Source organism: Plantibacter sp. MDV22-iso1, from assembly GCF_058408345.1.
In genome coordinates, this window is the sequence record NZ_JBZVDY010000001.1 from 312,057 (window position 1) to 326,602 (window position 14,546).

Here is a 14,546-nt window from a genome sequence, read left to right on the forward strand (position 1 = left end):
CGTGGCGGCCGGTGGTTGCGGAACGTTCCTAGGACTCAAAGCGGCCTGTCTCCTTCTGCTGGTGTTTCGAGGGATCCCAACGCTCCGCGGGAGCTTGGGCACCGCGCAGCTCCTCACAGAGGGCGGTGATGGCCTGCATGACGACCTCGGTCGCCTCGTTCAGCGTCTTCGAGTCTAGCTGCCGCCCGATGAACGCCGAGAGGTCCACCGGCTCGCCGATGGCGACCTCGACGCGCTTCCGCAAGGGGAACACCCGCAGCCTGCCGTACCGAGGCATGACCTCCTGTGTGCCCCAGTGCGCGGCGGGGATGATCGGCAGGCCGTGCGTGAGGGCGATCCGGACCGCGCCGGTGCGCCCGCGCATCGGCCACAGACCCGGGTCGCGGGTGAGCGAACCCTCCGGGTACACGATGACGCCCTGACCGCGTTCGGTCAGGTGCGCTGCAGCGCTGACCGGGTCCATGCCGCGGGCGGAACCCTCGCGCTCGACGGGGATCTGTCCGGACTTCCGCAACAACCACCCGACCACCGGGACCGTGAACAGACTGCCCTTCGCCATGAAGCGGGGCTGTCGCCCGAGTCGCCAGACGGCCACGCCCATGATCAGCGGGTCGAACTCGCTGTCGTGGTTGGGCGACAGGATGAACGGTCCCTCCTGCGGCAGGCGTTCGCCGTGCCGCACGCGGAGCTTGACGAGAGCACTGAACGGCGGGATCGCGATCGACGACAGCAACCAGTAGATCGACGGCCTCGACCGTTCCACCCCCACGGCGGACTACTTCGTTTCGAGGACGAAGTCAGCACCGAGCTGCTGGAGCTTCGCGATGAAGTTCTCGTACCCACGGCTGATGATGCCGACGTTGCTGACCGTCGACTTGCCCTCGGCGGTGAGCGCCGCGATGAGGTGGCTGAAGCCACCGCGGAGGTCGGGTACCTCGATGTCGGCACCGTGCAACGGCGTCGGGCCGTTGATCACGGCGGCCTGCTCGAGGTTGCGCCGCGGCACCCGACGAGGCGTACCCGACAGCCCGTTGGGGTGCACGACGATGTTCGCGCCCATGGTGTTGAGCGCGTCCGTGAAGCCGAACCGGTTCTCGTAGACGGTCTCGTGGACGATCGACTCGCCCGTCGCCTGCGTCAGCGCGACGATGAGGGGCTGCTGCCAGTCCGTCATGAAGCCGGGGTGCACGTCGGTCTCGATGACCACGGGCTTCAGCTCCTCCTTGCGGTAGAACCGGATGCCGTCGTCGGTGATGTCGAACCCGCCACCGGCCTTGCGGAAGATGTTGAGGAACGTCATCATGTCCTGCTGCTTCGCGCCGCCGACGAAGACGTCGCCGTCGGTCGCGAGCGCGGCCGACGCCCAGCTCGCGGCCTCGTTGCGGTCGCCGATGGCCGTGTGGTCGTACCCCTCGAGCTTGTCCACGCCCTCGATGAGGATCACGCGGTTCGGCTCGTAGGAGATGATCGCGCCCATCTTCTGGAGGACGGCGATGAGATCCATGATCTCCGGCTCGATCGCCGCACCCTTGAGCTCCGTGGTGCCCTTGGCACGGACCGCCGTGAGCAGGACCTGCTCCGTGGCGCCGACGCTCGGGTACGGGAGGTGCACCGTCGTCCCGTGGAGACCGTTCGGAGCTGAGAGACGGATGCCTTGCGGGAGCTTCTCCACGACCGCGCCGAACTTGCGGAGCGCGTCGAGGTGGAAGTCGATGGGACGGTCGCCGATGCGGCACCCTCCGAGGTCGGGGATGAACGCCGCCCCGAGGCGGTGGAGCAGCGGCCCGCAGAACAGGATCGGGATCCGGGAGAAGCCGGCGTGCGCGTCGATCTCCTCCATGTGGGCGGACTCGACGTTGGTCGGGTCGAGGCGGAGCTCGTTCGGGTTCTCGCCCTCCGTCACGTCCACGCCGTGGATCTCGAGCAGGGAGCGGACGACCCGGACATCGCTGATGTTCGGCACGTTGCGCAGGACGCTGACGTTCTCGCCGAGCAGCGACGCCACCATCGCCTTGGTCACGAGGTTCTTGGCACCCTTGACCTCGATGCGGCCCCGGAGCGGGATACCGCCGTTGATCGTGATGCGGTCGACATCGAGTCCGACCGACGAGCCTGCCGCCTGTGACGCCTGGACGAGTGAATTCAAACCGGTACCTACTGCCTTGCTACTTGACGGGAATGGTGCGGGGCAGCCAGTTCGGCCGCCGGGCTTCGAACGCGGTGATCTGCTCTTCGCTACGGAGCGTCAGCCCGATGTCATCGAGTCCTTCGATGAGCCGCCACCGAGTGTAATCGTCGACCTGGAACGAAACCGTGAGATCGCCGACCGTGATGGTCCGGGAGATGAGGTCGACGACGGAATCGGCGCCGGGGGCGGCCTCGATCGCAGCCCAGAGCTGCTCGAGCTCCTCCTCGGTGACCTGAGCGGCGAGGAGACCCTGCTTCCCGGAGTTCCCGCGGAAGATGTCGCCGAAACGGGACGACACGACGACCTTGAACCCGAAGTCCCGCAAGGCCCACACGGCGTGCTCACGCGACGAGCCGGTGCCGAAGTCGTGCCCCGCGACGAGGATGCTGGCACCCTCGTAGACGGGCTGGTTCAGGACGAAGTCGGGGTCCTGACGCCACCCCGCGAAGAGCGCGTCCTCGAAGCCCGTCTTCGTGACCCGCTTCAGGTAGACGGCGGGGATGATCTGGTCGGTGTCGACGTTGGAGCGCCGCATCGGAGCGGCGATGCCGGTGACGGTCGTGAACTTGTCCATCAGGCGTGCACGCCTTCCTGCTCGGTGGCGGCGTGTCTGCCGGGCTCGACCTCGAGGTCGCCCGGGCTGGAGAGCGTTCCACGGATGGCGGTCGCCGCGGCGACGAGCGGCGAGACGAGGTGCGTGCGGCCACCCTTGCCCTGACGGCCCTCGAAGTTCCGGTTCGACGTCGAGGCGCAGCGCTCGCCCGGAGCGAGCTGGTCGGGGTTCATCCCGAGGCACATGGAGCATCCGGCGAACCGCCACTCCGCACCGAAGTCGGTGATGATCTTGTCGAGCCCCTCGGCCTCCGCCTCGATCCGAACCCGGGCGGAACCCGGGACCACCATGACCCGCACCCCCTCGGCCTTCGTGCGGCCCTCGATGATGGACGCGAACGCCCGCAGGTCTTCGATCCGGCTGTTCGTGCAGGAGCCCATGAAGACCGCGTCCACCGGGATCTCCTTCATCGGAGTACCGGCCTCCAGCGCCATGTACTCCAGGGCGCGCTCTGCGGCGGACCGCTCGTTCGGGTCGTCGATGGCCGCCGGGTCGGGCACGTTCTCGCTCAGCGAGACTCCCTGTCCGGGGTTGGTGCCCCACGTGACGAAGGGCTCCAGCGTGTCGGCGTCGAGGAAGACCTCGGCGTCGAAGGCGGCGCCCTCGTCGGTCGCAAGCGTGTCCCAGTAGGCGACGGCCTCGTCCCAGTCGGCTCCGGTCGGTGCGTGCGGACGACCCTGCAGGTAGTCGTAGGTGATCTGGTCCGGGGCGACCATGCCGGCGCGGGCTCCGGCCTCGATCGACATGTTGCAGATCGTCATGCGGCCCTCCATGGAGAGCGCACGGATCGCCGAGCCGCGGTATTCGAGGACGTAGCCCTGCCCGCCGCCGGTGCCGATCTTCGCGATGACGGCGAGGATGATGTCCTTCGCGGTCACCCCCGGCCGCAGCGTGCCCTCGACGGTGATCGCCATGGTCTTGAACGGCTTCAGCGGCAGCGTCTGCGTGGCCATGACGTGCTCGACCTCGCTGGTGCCGATACCGAAGGCCATGGCCCCGAAGGCGCCGTGGGTCGAGGTGTGCGAGTCGCCGCAGACGACCGTGATCCCGGGCATCGTGAGGCCGAGCTGCGGCCCGACGACGTGCACGATCCCCTGGTCGAGATCGCCGAGGGAGTGGATCCGCACCCCGAACTCCGCGGCGTTGCGACGGAGGGTCTCGATCTGCGTACGGCTGGTGAGGTCGGCGATCGGCTTGTCGATCGCGAGCGTCGGGGTGTTGTGGTCCTCGGTCGCGATCGTGAGGTCGACGCGACGCAGCGGCCGGTCGGCCAGGCGGAGGCCGTCGAAGGCCTGCGGGCTCGTCACCTCGTGGACGAGGTGCAGGTCGATGTAGATGAGGTCCGGCGTGCCGTCCTCGCCCTTCACGACGAGGTGGTCGTCCCAGACCTTCTCGGCGAGCGTGCGTGGATGCTCGGGAATGCTCGGGACGGACGGATCGGCGTTCAGCTGCGACATGTCGTGGAATTCCTTCAAACGATGAGTGGTCAGGCGTCAGCGACCTCCGCGACGAGGGAGCCTGGAACTAGGCCTCGTCGCGGCTGGGAAGGAGGAGCAGCCCGGACAACATTCGCCCAGCGTACCACCCGGTCCGTGGCGAAACCGTCGGCACCGTCGTCGCTCCAGGGGACGCCGGGCCGACACACTGCTACTTCGGCGCGTCGATCCCGACGCGGTACTGCCCCTGGTCGTTGATGACCTCGACGGCCACCGGGTAGCTCTTCGCGTTGTACGAGAACGTGCACTCGAACTGCGTCCCGGTCGTGGCCGGCTGGTCACTCGGGCATTCGACCTTCTCGACGTCCGCGAGGCCGAAGTCCTGCTTGAGCACCTCGGCCACACCGGTCTGCACCGAGCCGCGGTCGAGCATCGGCGTGAACAGGCGACCGACCGAGAGGAGGGTGAGCGGGACGGCGATGAGCGATGCGGCGACCGCACCGATGAGCACGCCGATCCAGAGCTTGCGCCCGAGCGGTTTCCGGGCGGGTTTGCGGCTCGCAGCAGGCTGCTGGCCCGCGACTCCGTACTCGGGGCCGGGACGGAACGGACCGTTCTGCTGTGGACCGGACTGCGATCCTTGCTGTTGCGGACCTGGCTGGAACGGGCCGGTCGGGTGCTGCGCCTGTCCCGGACCGAAGGGCTGTGGCGCGGTCGGGCGTGCCTGACCGTAGGGCGGCTGACCCTGTGGCCCCTGAGGCTGACCCTGCGGCTGGCCCTGAGGCGCGCCGAACGGACGTCCCTGTGGAGCCTGGCCGGGGGCCTGACCCTGCTGAGGACCCCCGGGCACGTGACCGGGCTGACCAGTCGATGTCCAGGGCCGGAACCCGTCCGGACCGCCTGGCCGCCCGTGCTGCTGCGGCTGCTGGTTCGGGCCTGCGTTCGAGGGCCGCTGCTGCTGCACCCACGGCTGCCCACCGGGCGCGCCGGCGAACGGCGCTCCAGGCTGGGTGGGCGGCTGCGGCGCTGGACCGTTGGACTGCTGCCCTGGGGCGCCTCCCTGCGGACGGGGCCCTCCACCGGTCTGACCAGGCGCGGACGCCTGAGACGGGCCGTTCTGCGACGGGACGCCCTGCGGTGGTCTGTTCTGACCCTGCGGCGCACCGTTCTGCGGTGCACCGTTCTGCGGCGGCGTCTGAAGCTGCGGGCTTCCCGGTCCGAACTCCAGGCGGGGTGCGTTCGGGTCGGGGAATCCCGGCGGCTGCTGGTCGGGGCGCAGGGGGCCGCCGACCGGAGGCTTTCCGAGGTCCTCGGGTTTCTGGTCGTCGGTCATTTCCTCAACTCCTCGATCCGATCCCAGAACGCGGCCTGATCGGCCGCCGGGATCACCGTCACGTCGAATCCTGATGGTGCGGTCGGCAGGTCTTCGAGCGTCGACGTACCCGACACCTCGAAGCCGGCCTGCAGTTGCAGCTTGGTCTCGCTCTCGACCGTCCCGCTCAACTCCATCTTCACGAGGCCGCCCTCGGCGTTCTGGAAGATCGTCACCGGGAGGAGCGTCGCGAGGTCGTCCTCGCTGAACGACGAGACGAGGTCGTCCGGGAGGTCGAAGAGCGTCCCGACGGCCAGCACGCTCTCGAGGCTCGCGCTCGTCGAGATCTGCGAGGAGCCGTCGTTGCGCATCGAGACGACGACGCTGCTGAGCGCGCCGTCCCCCGAGCTGCGAGTGGTTTCGACCGCGCTGTAGATGTCGCACGCGATGGAGATACCGGGGTAGACGCAGGCCGGCCCGAGCGAACCCTCGGCGTCCTCGTCAGCCACGTACTGCGTCTGGACGGCCACCCACTCCGTGGGCGCGAGCTCCTTGAGTTCACCGCCGAGCAGCAGGAGGTCGTAGTCGACTCCCGCCTGGTGATAGATGTCGACGGTGTCGCCGTCGGCCGAGCCCTTGTCCTGGCTGAACGACGCGGTCGGGTCGCCGAAGAGCACGACCGAGTCGTTCTCGTGCGACTCGAGGTCTCCCGAGACGGCGTGGACGTATGCCGACCCGATCACGTCCGGCGCCTGGCCGATCTGGGCTGACAGCAACTCCAACCTCGCCTCGGCGAGATCCTGCATATAGCTCTGCTGGGCGGCGGCGTCGGGGAACGCCGATCCGGGCGTCGTGCACGCGCTCAAGGCGAGCGCGGCGGTCCCGGCCAGAGCCAGGACGCCGATCCGCCGCCGGCGTCGCGTCATACTCGCGCTGGCGGTCATGACCCCTCCGCCAGAGCATCGTTGTACAGGGTGAGCGCCCGCTGTCCGAGGACGGGGCCCTCGAGCCAGGAACCGTCGCCGCGTGAAGTGACCGAGGTGACGTACCCGGCGCCGGTGGCGGGATCCAGGCGGGTGAGCCAGCCCCCGCCCGAGCAACCCGGGGTCATGAGGCAGTCGACCCGGTAGCCGGCATAGCCCTTGGTGGCGGCCTGGCTCGCGCAGTAGCGCTGCGACTGACCGTCGAACGGTGCGGCGGACGGATACCCGATCACCGTGATGCCCTCGGGCGGCGTACCGAACGAGATGCCCTGACCGCCGGTCACCTCCTGGATCTTCTGGCCTGCAGCGTTCGGGGCGAGCCGGATGAAGGCGAAGTCGTAGGCCCAGCCGTTGCCGCTCGTCGCACCGCTGGCGTCCGAGGTCGCCTCACTCGTGAACTCGTCGGGGACGTAGGTGCTGACCCCGGCCCACTGCCCATAGGGCTGGGTCTGGCCGTTGGCCGCGTCGGCCGGGATGAAGATGATGTTCTCGGCGAGCTGTTTGCCGTACGTGTCCCAGACGCAGTGGCCCGCCGTCAGGACGAGGTCCATGGTCGGGGCGTTGACGACGCTCGCGGAACAGACGTACGTGGCACCGCCGATGGAGAAGTACAGACGTCCCTGCGTCGCCGCCGCCAAGCCGGTCGCCGGGTAGGGGTCGCCGGCTGCTGTCGGGGTGATGGCCTTGACGTCGACGTCGGGACCGACCCCGGTACTCGGGTGCACGACCACGCCGGTGGCCTGGTCGCCCGTGAGCGTGTCCTCGCCCGGCTTCAGATCCGGAGCCGTCGCTCCGCCGAACTTGTCGTCGGTCCAGTAGTCGTTGACCTCCTGGGGGCTCGCGTCGAAGTCCTTGCGCAGGGTGTCGTCGGTGCCGCCGGCCACGTCGACGACCGGGCCCGCACCGCCGGCCACGGCCTCCCCCGTCACCGGGATGGAACACCCCGTCAGCAGCGCGGCGAGGATCAGGACTGCGGCTGTCGCCGGAGCGCGGCGCTTCTGCTTCACGGTCACCCGGCCAAGCTAGCACGCAGCGGCGCTCGGCGAGATCGGTGCGGGCCCTGCCATCCGCGCATCCTGGAGGGCCTGCGTGGACATCCCGGGGCAGGCTCGAGCCGCCGAATGAACGAAGCCCCGCTTCCTGATGACTCAGGAGAGCGAGGCTTCGTTCGGTGTTGTGACCCCAACGGGATTTGAACCCGTGCTGCCGCCGTGAGAGGGCGGTGTCCTAGGCCGCTAAACGATGGGGCCGTAAGCAACGGATATGAGTATGCCATACGATTTCGAGCCGTACAAATCGAGGCCACCAGCGGCATCCGACGGGCGTGTCGCGCGGTGCTCGCGGTCGGGTGAACAGGCTCAGGCGAGCACGCGGAGGGCTCCGGGGACCACGTCGATCGTGACCGGCAGCGGACCGATGCGCTCCCCGTCGGCATAGGCCGTGATGCCGTCCGCGGCGATCGAGACGGAACGGACCCGCGACAGGCGCACGATGTCGAGGCCGGTGTGGGCACCCGAGAAGACCTTGGGGAACAGCCGGAGGAACCGGAACCGGGACACGGGTGCGACGACGAACAGGTCGAATCGGCCGTCGGCGAGGTCCGCCTGCGGCGCGATGAGCATGCCACCACCGATCGAGGTGTTGTTCGCCACGGCGAGGAGGACGGCGTCGACCGTCTCCGGCGTCCCGTCCACGGTCAGCTCGTACCGGCGGGGTCGCAGGGCCAGGAGCTCTCGGAGGATCGCGATCGTGTACCGACTGCGACCGCGCGGCCGTCGCATGCGGTTCGCCCGTTCGTTGACGAGGGCGTCGAACCCTGCGGACACCGCACCGACGAACCAGGTCGTCCGCTCGCCGTCCGTCACCGTGCCGGCGTCGATCACGCGCGGCCCACCCTCGAGCGCACGGAGCAGGGACGCGATCGCGGCTGCGGGATCCCCCAGCGGGATCCCGAGTCCCCTGGCGATGTCGTTGCCCGTGCCGGACGGGACCACGCCGAACGGCAGGCCCGAGTCACGCACCGCCTCGACGGCCAGACTCACCATGCCGTCGCCACCGACGACGACGAGCGCGTCCAACCCAGCCTCGATGGCAGTCTGCACCGCGCTCCGGAGCTGCCCGACGGTCTGCTCCTGCAGGCGGACGGCGCGGTGCCCGGCTTGCTCGAGGGCGTCGAGCACCATCGGGCCGACGGCTCGGGTCGAGCCGAACGACGCGGTCGGGTTGATGGCGACGCCGATGCGTCGGGGCTGCGTGGTCACCTGCCGATTCTGACAGGCCCACGGCGGCCGGATACCCGGATGACCGGGTTGCCCCCGGCGCTCCCACGGTATTCACTCGTCCTATGAGACTCACGAAGTTCGAACATGCAGCATTCCTCCTCGAGACGGACGGCGCCAAGCTGATCGTCGACCCGGGCGCGTTCACGTCCCCGATCGCCGATGTGGAGCACACCGCGGCGGTCCTGATCACGCACCTGCACCCCGACCACTGGACCGCGGAGCACCTCGACCGCATCCTCGCCGCGAGCCCGGAGGCGGTCCTCTACGGACCGGCCGGTGTCGCCGCCGCCGCGGACGGGTACGACATCACCGTCGTCGCCCCGGGAGACGTGGTCGAAGCGGGGCCGTTCACGCTCCGGTTCTTCGGCGGGACCCACGCGGTCATCCATTCGTCGATCCCGGTGATCGACAACGTCGGCGTCCTCATCAACGACCTCGTGTACTACCCCGGCGATTCCTTCGCCGTCCCCGAGGGCGTCGACGTCGACGTCCTGGCCGCGCCGGCCGGTGCACCGTGGATGAAGATCTCCGAGGGCATGGACTTCGTCACCGCCGTCGCCCCGAAGCGCGCGTTCGGGACGCACGAGATGGTGCTCTCAGGGCCGGGACAGAGCATGTCGCACGACCGCCTGCAGTGGGCGACCGAACAGGGCGGCGGGACCTACTACCCGCTCGCCCCGCTCGACACGCTCGAGGTCTGAGACCGGACGACTACCGGCGGCGGAAGTTCGCCGCCGCCGGGCAGTCGAACGGGTCGCGGGCTGAGAGTCCGACCCGGTTGAGGTACTCGATGACGATGGCGTAGGACTGCAGCAGGGTCGTCTCCGTGTACGGCACCTGCTGGGTCTCGCAGTGCTCTCGAACGATGACGCGAGCACGGGCCAGAGCCGGACGAGGCATGCTCGGGAACAGGTGGTGCTCGATCTGGTAGTTCAGGCCGCCCATGAAGGTGGCCATGCCGAAGCCGCGGACGTTGCGCGAGGTCAGCACCTGCTTGCGGAGGAAGTCGAGCTTCATGTCGGCCGGGATGATCGGCATGCCCTTGTGGTTCGGCGCGAAGGACGCACCCATGTAGACGCCGAAGACCGCGAGCTGGACGCCGAGGAACGCGAACGCCATGCCGACGGGCAGGAAGAGGAAGATCGCGGCCAGGTACAGACCGACGCGGGCGACGATCATGCTGATCTCGGCGGCGCGGCCGTCGACCTTGCCCGGACCGAAGAGGGTCTTGAAGGACAGCGCGTGGAGGTTGATGCCCTCCAGCATGAGGAGGGGGAAGAAGAGGTAGCCCTGCTTCCGGGTGATCAGCGCCTGCAGGCCCTTGGCCTTCGCCGCGTCCTCCTCGATGAAGGAGATCGTGTCGATCTCGATGTCGGGGTCCTTGGTGACCTGGTTCGGGTTCGCGTGGTGGCGCGTGTGCTTCGTCATCCACCACGAGTAGCTGATGCCGACGATGCCCGCCGCGAGGAAGCGACCGGCGCGGTCGTTCGCCCGGCCCGAATCGAAGACCTGACGGTGCGATGCCTCGTGGGCGAGGAAGGCGAACTGGGTGAGGATGATGCCGAGCGCGCCGGCGATGAGCAACTGGAACCACGACTCGCGGAGCAGGACGAAGCCGGTGACGCAGCCGAGGAGCGCGATCACGAGGAACGAGAACGTGAGGATGTAGAACGTGCGGTGGCGGCGGAGGAGTCCTGCTTCGCGAACCGTCTTCAACAGCGACGAGTAGGAGCTGGTGATGTTCGCAGCGCCGCGCTTGCGGGGGCTCGTGGCACGAACCGGGCCGAGGATGGCTTCAGTTGACATGGGCACTCCGGAGGAATCGTGTCGACTTCCCAGCCGGGATGGTGAGCGGACGCTCGGGCGAGCATGAGCTCTGCAGATGGCCTCAGCCTACGGTCGACGGCTGGGGAATCACCGCACACCGCGAGATCCGCTGGAGATACCCAGGCATCACGACGAATGTCGGAAAAAGATGCGGAATTGGCCAATCCGTTACATGATCGGCTGCCGTTTCGAGCCGAGATGGGCTAACGTGGATCGAAGTTGTTGTGTTGCGCAGGTATTTCAAGCCGCGTTTCCACCGATGGATACGCTGCTTTTCTGAGGAGCGAGCAAAGAACACCGCGACGAACGGGCCCGAAAGTCGGGAACGGTCACTCATGAAAGAGGAAATACATGTCAACTGGAACTGTGAAGTGGTTCAACGCCGAAAAGGGCTTCGGATTCATCACTCCTGACGACGGCAGCGCCGACGTCTTCGCACACTTCTCCGCCATCGCGACGAGCGGCTACCGCTCGCTCGAGGAGAACCAGAAGGTCGAGTTCGAGACCAACCAGGGCCCCAAGGGCCTGCAGGCCGAGAACATCCGCCCCCTCTGATTCTCTGATCAGTCGGAGCTGACGATCCGAGCGGCAGGTCATTCCAGCCCTCGCGTCTGAGACACCGGGAACCGCCCCTGACGTTCGCGTCAGGGGCGGTTCTGTGTGTCCGGGGTAGATTTCGTGTCTCCGGGGCGATTCCGTTCCGTGCATCCGGCCGACTCTCCTGCGGCTACTCCTGGACGGGGAGGATGAGCTCCGGTCCATCGCCCTGCAACGGCGCCACCCGGTGGAAGACGAGCTGCTCGGCGACGTCGGTCGCTGCGGACACCATCTCGTCGACCTCGTCCTGGTCGGCCTCGTGGTGCGGGTCAAGCCAGGCGTCCCAGCATTCCGGAGGCAGCGTCACGGGCGTCCGTGGGTGCAGCTCCTGCAAGGGACCGACCGCCGGCCGCGTGAGGATGGTCGCGCTCAGCACCCAACGCCGCGGGTCGTCGTCCGGTCGCGAGCGGTCGCGCCACCACGAGTAGAGGGCCGCGAAGACGATCGGTTCACCACCAGCGGTCTGCACGTAGTACGGGGTCTTCGTCGCGCCCTCGGTGTGCCACTCGTAGTACCCGGCGGCGGGGACCAATGCGCGCTTCTGTTTGACCGATGGCGCGAACGTGGGCTTGGTGGTGACCTCCTCCGCGCGAGCGTTGAAGGTCGGGTACTGACTCTTCAGCTCGGTGGCGAACGACGGCACGAGTGACCACCGCGCCGATTCGAGCCGGCGGACCGCCGGCCCCGTCTTCACCGAGTCGAGGATGATCGGGATCTGCTCGGTCGGGCGCACGTTGTACGAGGGCCCGGGCAGCTCGGCAGCCGCGTGGTCGATGTCGAAGAGCTCGATGAGCTCCTCGGTGGATTCGGTCACGACGAAACGTCCGCACATGGGCCCAGCGTACCGGGCGCCGCTGACACCGCGGACCGCGTGTCGGTGGGATGCCGGACCATGGTCGAGTCATCCATCAGTCGTCGTCGTGACCGGATCGAGCCGGTTGACTTGTTCGAAGATATGTTCGAATATTGAGCCATGGCCCTCCGCGCACTCGTCGACTCCCCCGTCAGGGCGGACACCGCGACCGAGCTGCACGAACTCCAGGGGCGCATCAAGCGGATGCAGGGGACGCGCCTCGACACCCGATCCCTGCCGACCGCTCCTGAGCTCTCCCGGCTCCTGCCCGGTGGCGCCCTCCAGGCCGGAGGCAGCTACTCCGTGCTCGGCTCCACGGCGCTCGCCATGTCGCTCATGGCCGGGCCGTCAGCAGCCGGGACCTGGTGCGCCGTCATCGGTCTCCCGTCGTTCGGCGTGGAGGCGGCGGCCTCCATGGGCATCGACCTCGAACGACTCGTCCTCGTCCCCCAGCCCGGTCCGGACTGGCTCACGGTCACCGCGGCCATGGCCGACGTCGCCGGCGTGCTCATCACAGCGCCTCCCGGACGGATCGCCCCGAGCGACGCCGCCAGACTCGCGGCTCGCCTCCGGCAGCGCGAGGCCGCACTGATCGTCCTCGGTTCCTGGCCGCAGAGCGATGCGACGTTGCGCGTGACCGAGAGCTCCTGGAGCGGCCTCGGGGCGGGGCACGGACATCTCCGGCATCGGCGACTCACCGTCAGCTCGATGCTCGGCCAAGGGGCTTCGGGCCGGCCCAGGACCGCGCACCTGACGCTGCCCCTGGGATCGACCGAGGGTCGCACCGCGCCGCTCGCCGGCTCCGGCCTCCTCGACGACGACACGGTCGTCCGGCTCCCGATGGTCGTGAACCGATGACGACCGAACCGCCTGCGGGACAGGTCGAGCGCACCATGGTCCTCTGGTGTCCCGACTGGCCGATCGTGGCGGCACGACTCTCTGGAACGCTGTCCGAGGACACGGCCGACGCTCCGCTGGCCCTGGTGGAGCATGGTGAGGTCCTGGCCTGCGACGCCAGCGCACGTCGAGCAGGAGTGCGGCGTGGACTCCGTGTCCGCGAGGCCGAGGCCCGCTGTCCGGAACTGGCGACCGCCGACTACGACCCGGTCGTCGACACCCGCGCCTTCGAGCCGGTCCTCCTCGGCATCGAGGAGCTCATGCCGGGCGTCCAGCCCTTCCGGGCCGGGCTCTGCGCCATCCGATCCCGAGGACCGAGCAGATACTACGGCGGCGAGTCGGCTGCGGCAGAGGTCCTCCTGGCCCGCCTCGACGAACTCGGTGTCCCCGATGCACGGATCGGCATCGCCGACGGCCCCTTCGCCGCGGAGCAGGCCGCGAGGTCCACCGCGTTCCAGCAGGACGGTTCCCGGATCATCGCCATCCCCTCCGGGGCCTCTCCCGCCTTCCTGGCCCCACTCCCCCTGTCCACCCTCGGGCGCCCCGAACTCAGCTCACTGCTGCACCGGCTCGGGATCAGCACCCTGGGGGCGTTCGGCGCACTGCCCGCGACCGAGGTCCGCGACCGCTTCGGCCCCGACGGCGCCCGAGCGCACCGCCTCGCAGCCGGCGCGGACGCCCGAAGCGTCGTCCCCCGCGTGCCACCCACCGAGCTGGCCGTGTCGATCGCCTTCGAGCCCCCGCTCGACCGCATCGACCAGCTGACCTTCGGGTTCCGGCAGTCCGCGGAACGGTTCATCACCGGCCTGGCGGAGGCCGGCCTCGTGACCACCGCGATCACGATCAGCATGCGGAGCGAGCGCGGGGAGCGCTCCACCCGCACCTGGCTCCACCCACGCTGGTTCACCGCCGGCGACGTCCTCGATCGCGTGCGCTGGCAGTTGCAGGGCGCGTCCGACATCGATCACGGACTCGCCTCCCCCGTCGAACTCGTCGAGGTCGTCCCGGAGACCCTCGACGACGCCGCGGAACACGAGGAAGGACTCTGGGGCAGCGGACCGGACGAACGCATCCACAGCGGACTCGCCCGTGTCCAGAGCATGCTCGGCCACGACGGCGTCGTGACCGCGGTGCCGTCCGGCGGCCGCCTCCTCCTCGACCGCCGCATCCTCGTCCCCTGGGGCAGCGTTCCGCCGGGTGGTGAGGCGGCCGTGGCCGAACGTCGGAACCGGCCGTGGCCCGGGACCATCCCGGGAGCGGCTCCGTCGACCGTCTTCGACACCGCCGTGCCGGTCGAGGTCGTCGACGCGACGGGTCAGACTGTGGCCGTCGACGAGCGCAGCACCGTGAGTGCAGCACCAGCACGGTTCTTCGCCCTCTCGGACTGGCACGTCATCCACGGTTGGGCCGGCCCCTGGAGCATCGACGAACGCTGGTGGGACGACGACGGCCACCATCGCGTCCACCGTCTCCAGGTCCTCGACGATGCGGGTGACGCCTGGCTGCTCCTGTTGGAGGAGCAGCACTGGAGGGCCGAGGCCCGCTACGACTGAACCGC

At 68.9% G+C, this 14,546-nt stretch carries 14 protein-coding genes and 1 tRNA gene; 4 read left to right on the top strand and 11 right to left on the bottom strand.

Annotated features, from left to right (window positions below; all coding sequences use genetic code 11):
* Positions 1-28: 28 nt before the first annotated feature.
* The 9 genes from AC4PMY_RS01480 to AC4PMY_RS01520 form a co-directional block, all read right to left on the bottom strand.
* On the bottom strand, positions 29-769 hold the full coding sequence (locus tag AC4PMY_RS01480) for a lysophospholipid acyltransferase family protein (protein ID WP_491621844.1): 741 nt from the start codon (positions 767-769) through the stop codon (positions 29-31).
* 6 nt (positions 770-775) lie between these two features.
* The gene (gene murA / locus AC4PMY_RS01485; RefSeq protein ID WP_491621845.1) at positions 776-2,146 is read right to left on the bottom strand and encodes a UDP-N-acetylglucosamine 1-carboxyvinyltransferase; all 1,371 of its coding nucleotides are present in this window, start codon (positions 2,144-2,146) and stop codon (positions 776-778) included.
* A gap of 19 nt (positions 2,147-2,165) precedes the next feature.
* Complete coding sequence (gene leuD / locus AC4PMY_RS01490; protein WP_064296293.1) at positions 2,166-2,762, bottom strand: 3-isopropylmalate dehydratase small subunit; 597 nt, start codon at positions 2,760-2,762, stop codon at positions 2,166-2,168.
* Positions 2,762-4,258 carry a 3-isopropylmalate dehydratase large subunit gene (gene leuC, locus AC4PMY_RS01495; protein ID WP_491621846.1) on the bottom strand — a complete coding sequence of 499 codons (1,497 nt, stop codon included), beginning with the start codon at positions 4,256-4,258 and terminating at the stop codon, positions 2,762-2,764. The genes leuD and leuC overlap by 1 nt, the downstream gene beginning before the upstream one ends.
* Positions 4,259-4,448: 190 nt before the next feature.
* Positions 4,449-4,748 carry a DUF4333 domain-containing protein gene (locus tag AC4PMY_RS01500; RefSeq protein ID WP_079705634.1) on the bottom strand — a complete coding sequence of 100 codons (300 nt, stop codon included), beginning with the start codon at positions 4,746-4,748 and terminating at the stop codon, positions 4,449-4,451.
* Between the two features lie 818 nt (positions 4,749-5,566).
* On the bottom strand, positions 5,567-6,493 hold the full coding sequence (locus AC4PMY_RS01505; RefSeq protein ID WP_064296291.1) for a hypothetical protein: 927 nt from the start codon (positions 6,491-6,493) through the stop codon (positions 5,567-5,569).
* On the bottom strand, positions 6,490-7,545 hold the full coding sequence (locus tag AC4PMY_RS01510; RefSeq protein WP_064296290.1) for a trypsin-like serine peptidase: 1,056 nt from the start codon (positions 7,543-7,545) through the stop codon (positions 6,490-6,492). The genes AC4PMY_RS01505 and AC4PMY_RS01510 overlap by 4 nt, the downstream gene beginning before the upstream one ends.
* A gap of 164 nt (positions 7,546-7,709) precedes the next feature.
* Positions 7,710-7,782, bottom strand: a tRNA-Glu gene (locus AC4PMY_RS01515).
* A 108-nt stretch (positions 7,783-7,890) separates the two neighbouring features.
* Positions 7,891-8,793, bottom strand: a complete 903-nt coding sequence (locus AC4PMY_RS01520; protein ID WP_491621847.1) for a diacylglycerol/lipid kinase family protein — start codon at positions 8,791-8,793, stop codon at positions 7,891-7,893.
* Between the two features lie 83 nt (positions 8,794-8,876).
* On the opposite strand from AC4PMY_RS01520, the gene AC4PMY_RS01525 reads away from it, so the two are divergent.
* Complete coding sequence (locus AC4PMY_RS01525) at positions 8,877-9,515, top strand: MBL fold metallo-hydrolase (RefSeq protein ID WP_491621848.1); 639 nt, start codon at positions 8,877-8,879, stop codon at positions 9,513-9,515.
* Positions 9,516-9,525: 10 nt separating this feature from the next.
* On the opposite strand, the gene AC4PMY_RS01530 is transcribed toward AC4PMY_RS01525, so the two are convergent.
* Positions 9,526-10,620: a fatty acid desaturase family protein gene (locus tag AC4PMY_RS01530; protein WP_064296287.1), complete on the bottom strand. Its 1,095-nt coding sequence runs from the start codon at positions 10,618-10,620 to the stop codon at positions 9,526-9,528.
* Positions 10,621-10,992: 372 nt separating this feature from the next.
* Here AC4PMY_RS01530 and AC4PMY_RS01535 point away from each other — a divergent pair, with 372 nt between their 5' ends.
* Positions 10,993-11,196: a cold-shock protein gene (locus AC4PMY_RS01535; protein ID WP_056006986.1), complete on the top strand. Its 204-nt coding sequence runs from the start codon at positions 10,993-10,995 to the stop codon at positions 11,194-11,196.
* Between the two features lie 172 nt (positions 11,197-11,368).
* On the opposite strand, the gene AC4PMY_RS01540 is transcribed toward AC4PMY_RS01535, so the two are convergent.
* On the bottom strand, positions 11,369-12,070 hold the full coding sequence (locus AC4PMY_RS01540; protein WP_064296286.1) for an SOS response-associated peptidase: 702 nt from the start codon (positions 12,068-12,070) through the stop codon (positions 11,369-11,371).
* A gap of 141 nt (positions 12,071-12,211) precedes the next feature.
* Here AC4PMY_RS01540 and imuA' point away from each other — a divergent pair, with 141 nt between their 5' ends.
* Together imuA' and AC4PMY_RS01550 are read left to right on the top strand one after the other, a co-directional pair.
* Positions 12,212-12,949 carry a DnaE2-dependent mutagenesis accessory factor ImuA' gene (gene imuA' / locus AC4PMY_RS01545; protein ID WP_064296285.1) on the top strand — a complete coding sequence of 246 codons (738 nt, stop codon included), beginning with the start codon at positions 12,212-12,214 and terminating at the stop codon, positions 12,947-12,949.
* A complete protein-coding gene (locus AC4PMY_RS01550; protein ID WP_064296284.1) occupies positions 12,946-14,541 on the top strand; it encodes a DNA polymerase Y family protein in 1,596 nt (531 codons plus the stop codon). Before imuA' ends, AC4PMY_RS01550 begins: the two co-directional genes overlap by 4 nt.
* Positions 14,542-14,546: the final 5 nt, after the last annotated feature.

Coding starts and splice junctions, on each gene's coding strand:
- leuD (WP_064296293.1), bottom strand. CDS start 2,762: ATGGACAAGTTCACGACCGTCACCGGCATCGCCGCTCCGATGCGGCGC.
- leuC (WP_491621846.1), bottom strand. CDS start 4,258: ATGTCGCAGCTGAACGCCGATCCGTCCGTCCCGAGCATTCCCGAGCAT.
- AC4PMY_RS01505 (WP_064296291.1), bottom strand. CDS start 6,493: ATGACCGCCAGCGCGAGTATGACGCGACGCCGGCGGCGGATCGGCGTC.
- AC4PMY_RS01525 (WP_491621848.1), top strand. CDS start 8,877: ATGAGACTCACGAAGTTCGAACATGCAGCATTCCTCCTCGAGACGGAC.
- AC4PMY_RS01530 (WP_064296287.1), bottom strand. CDS start 10,620: ATGTCAACTGAAGCCATCCTCGGCCCGGTTCGTGCCACGAGCCCCCGC.
- AC4PMY_RS01535 (WP_056006986.1), top strand. CDS start 10,993: ATGTCAACTGGAACTGTGAAGTGGTTCAACGCCGAAAAGGGCTTCGGA.
- AC4PMY_RS01540 (WP_064296286.1), bottom strand. CDS start 12,070: ATGTGCGGACGTTTCGTCGTGACCGAATCCACCGAGGAGCTCATCGAG.
- imuA' (WP_064296285.1), top strand. CDS start 12,212: ATGGCCCTCCGCGCACTCGTCGACTCCCCCGTCAGGGCGGACACCGCG.
- AC4PMY_RS01550 (WP_064296284.1), top strand. CDS start 12,946: ATGACGACCGAACCGCCTGCGGGACAGGTCGAGCGCACCATGGTCCTC.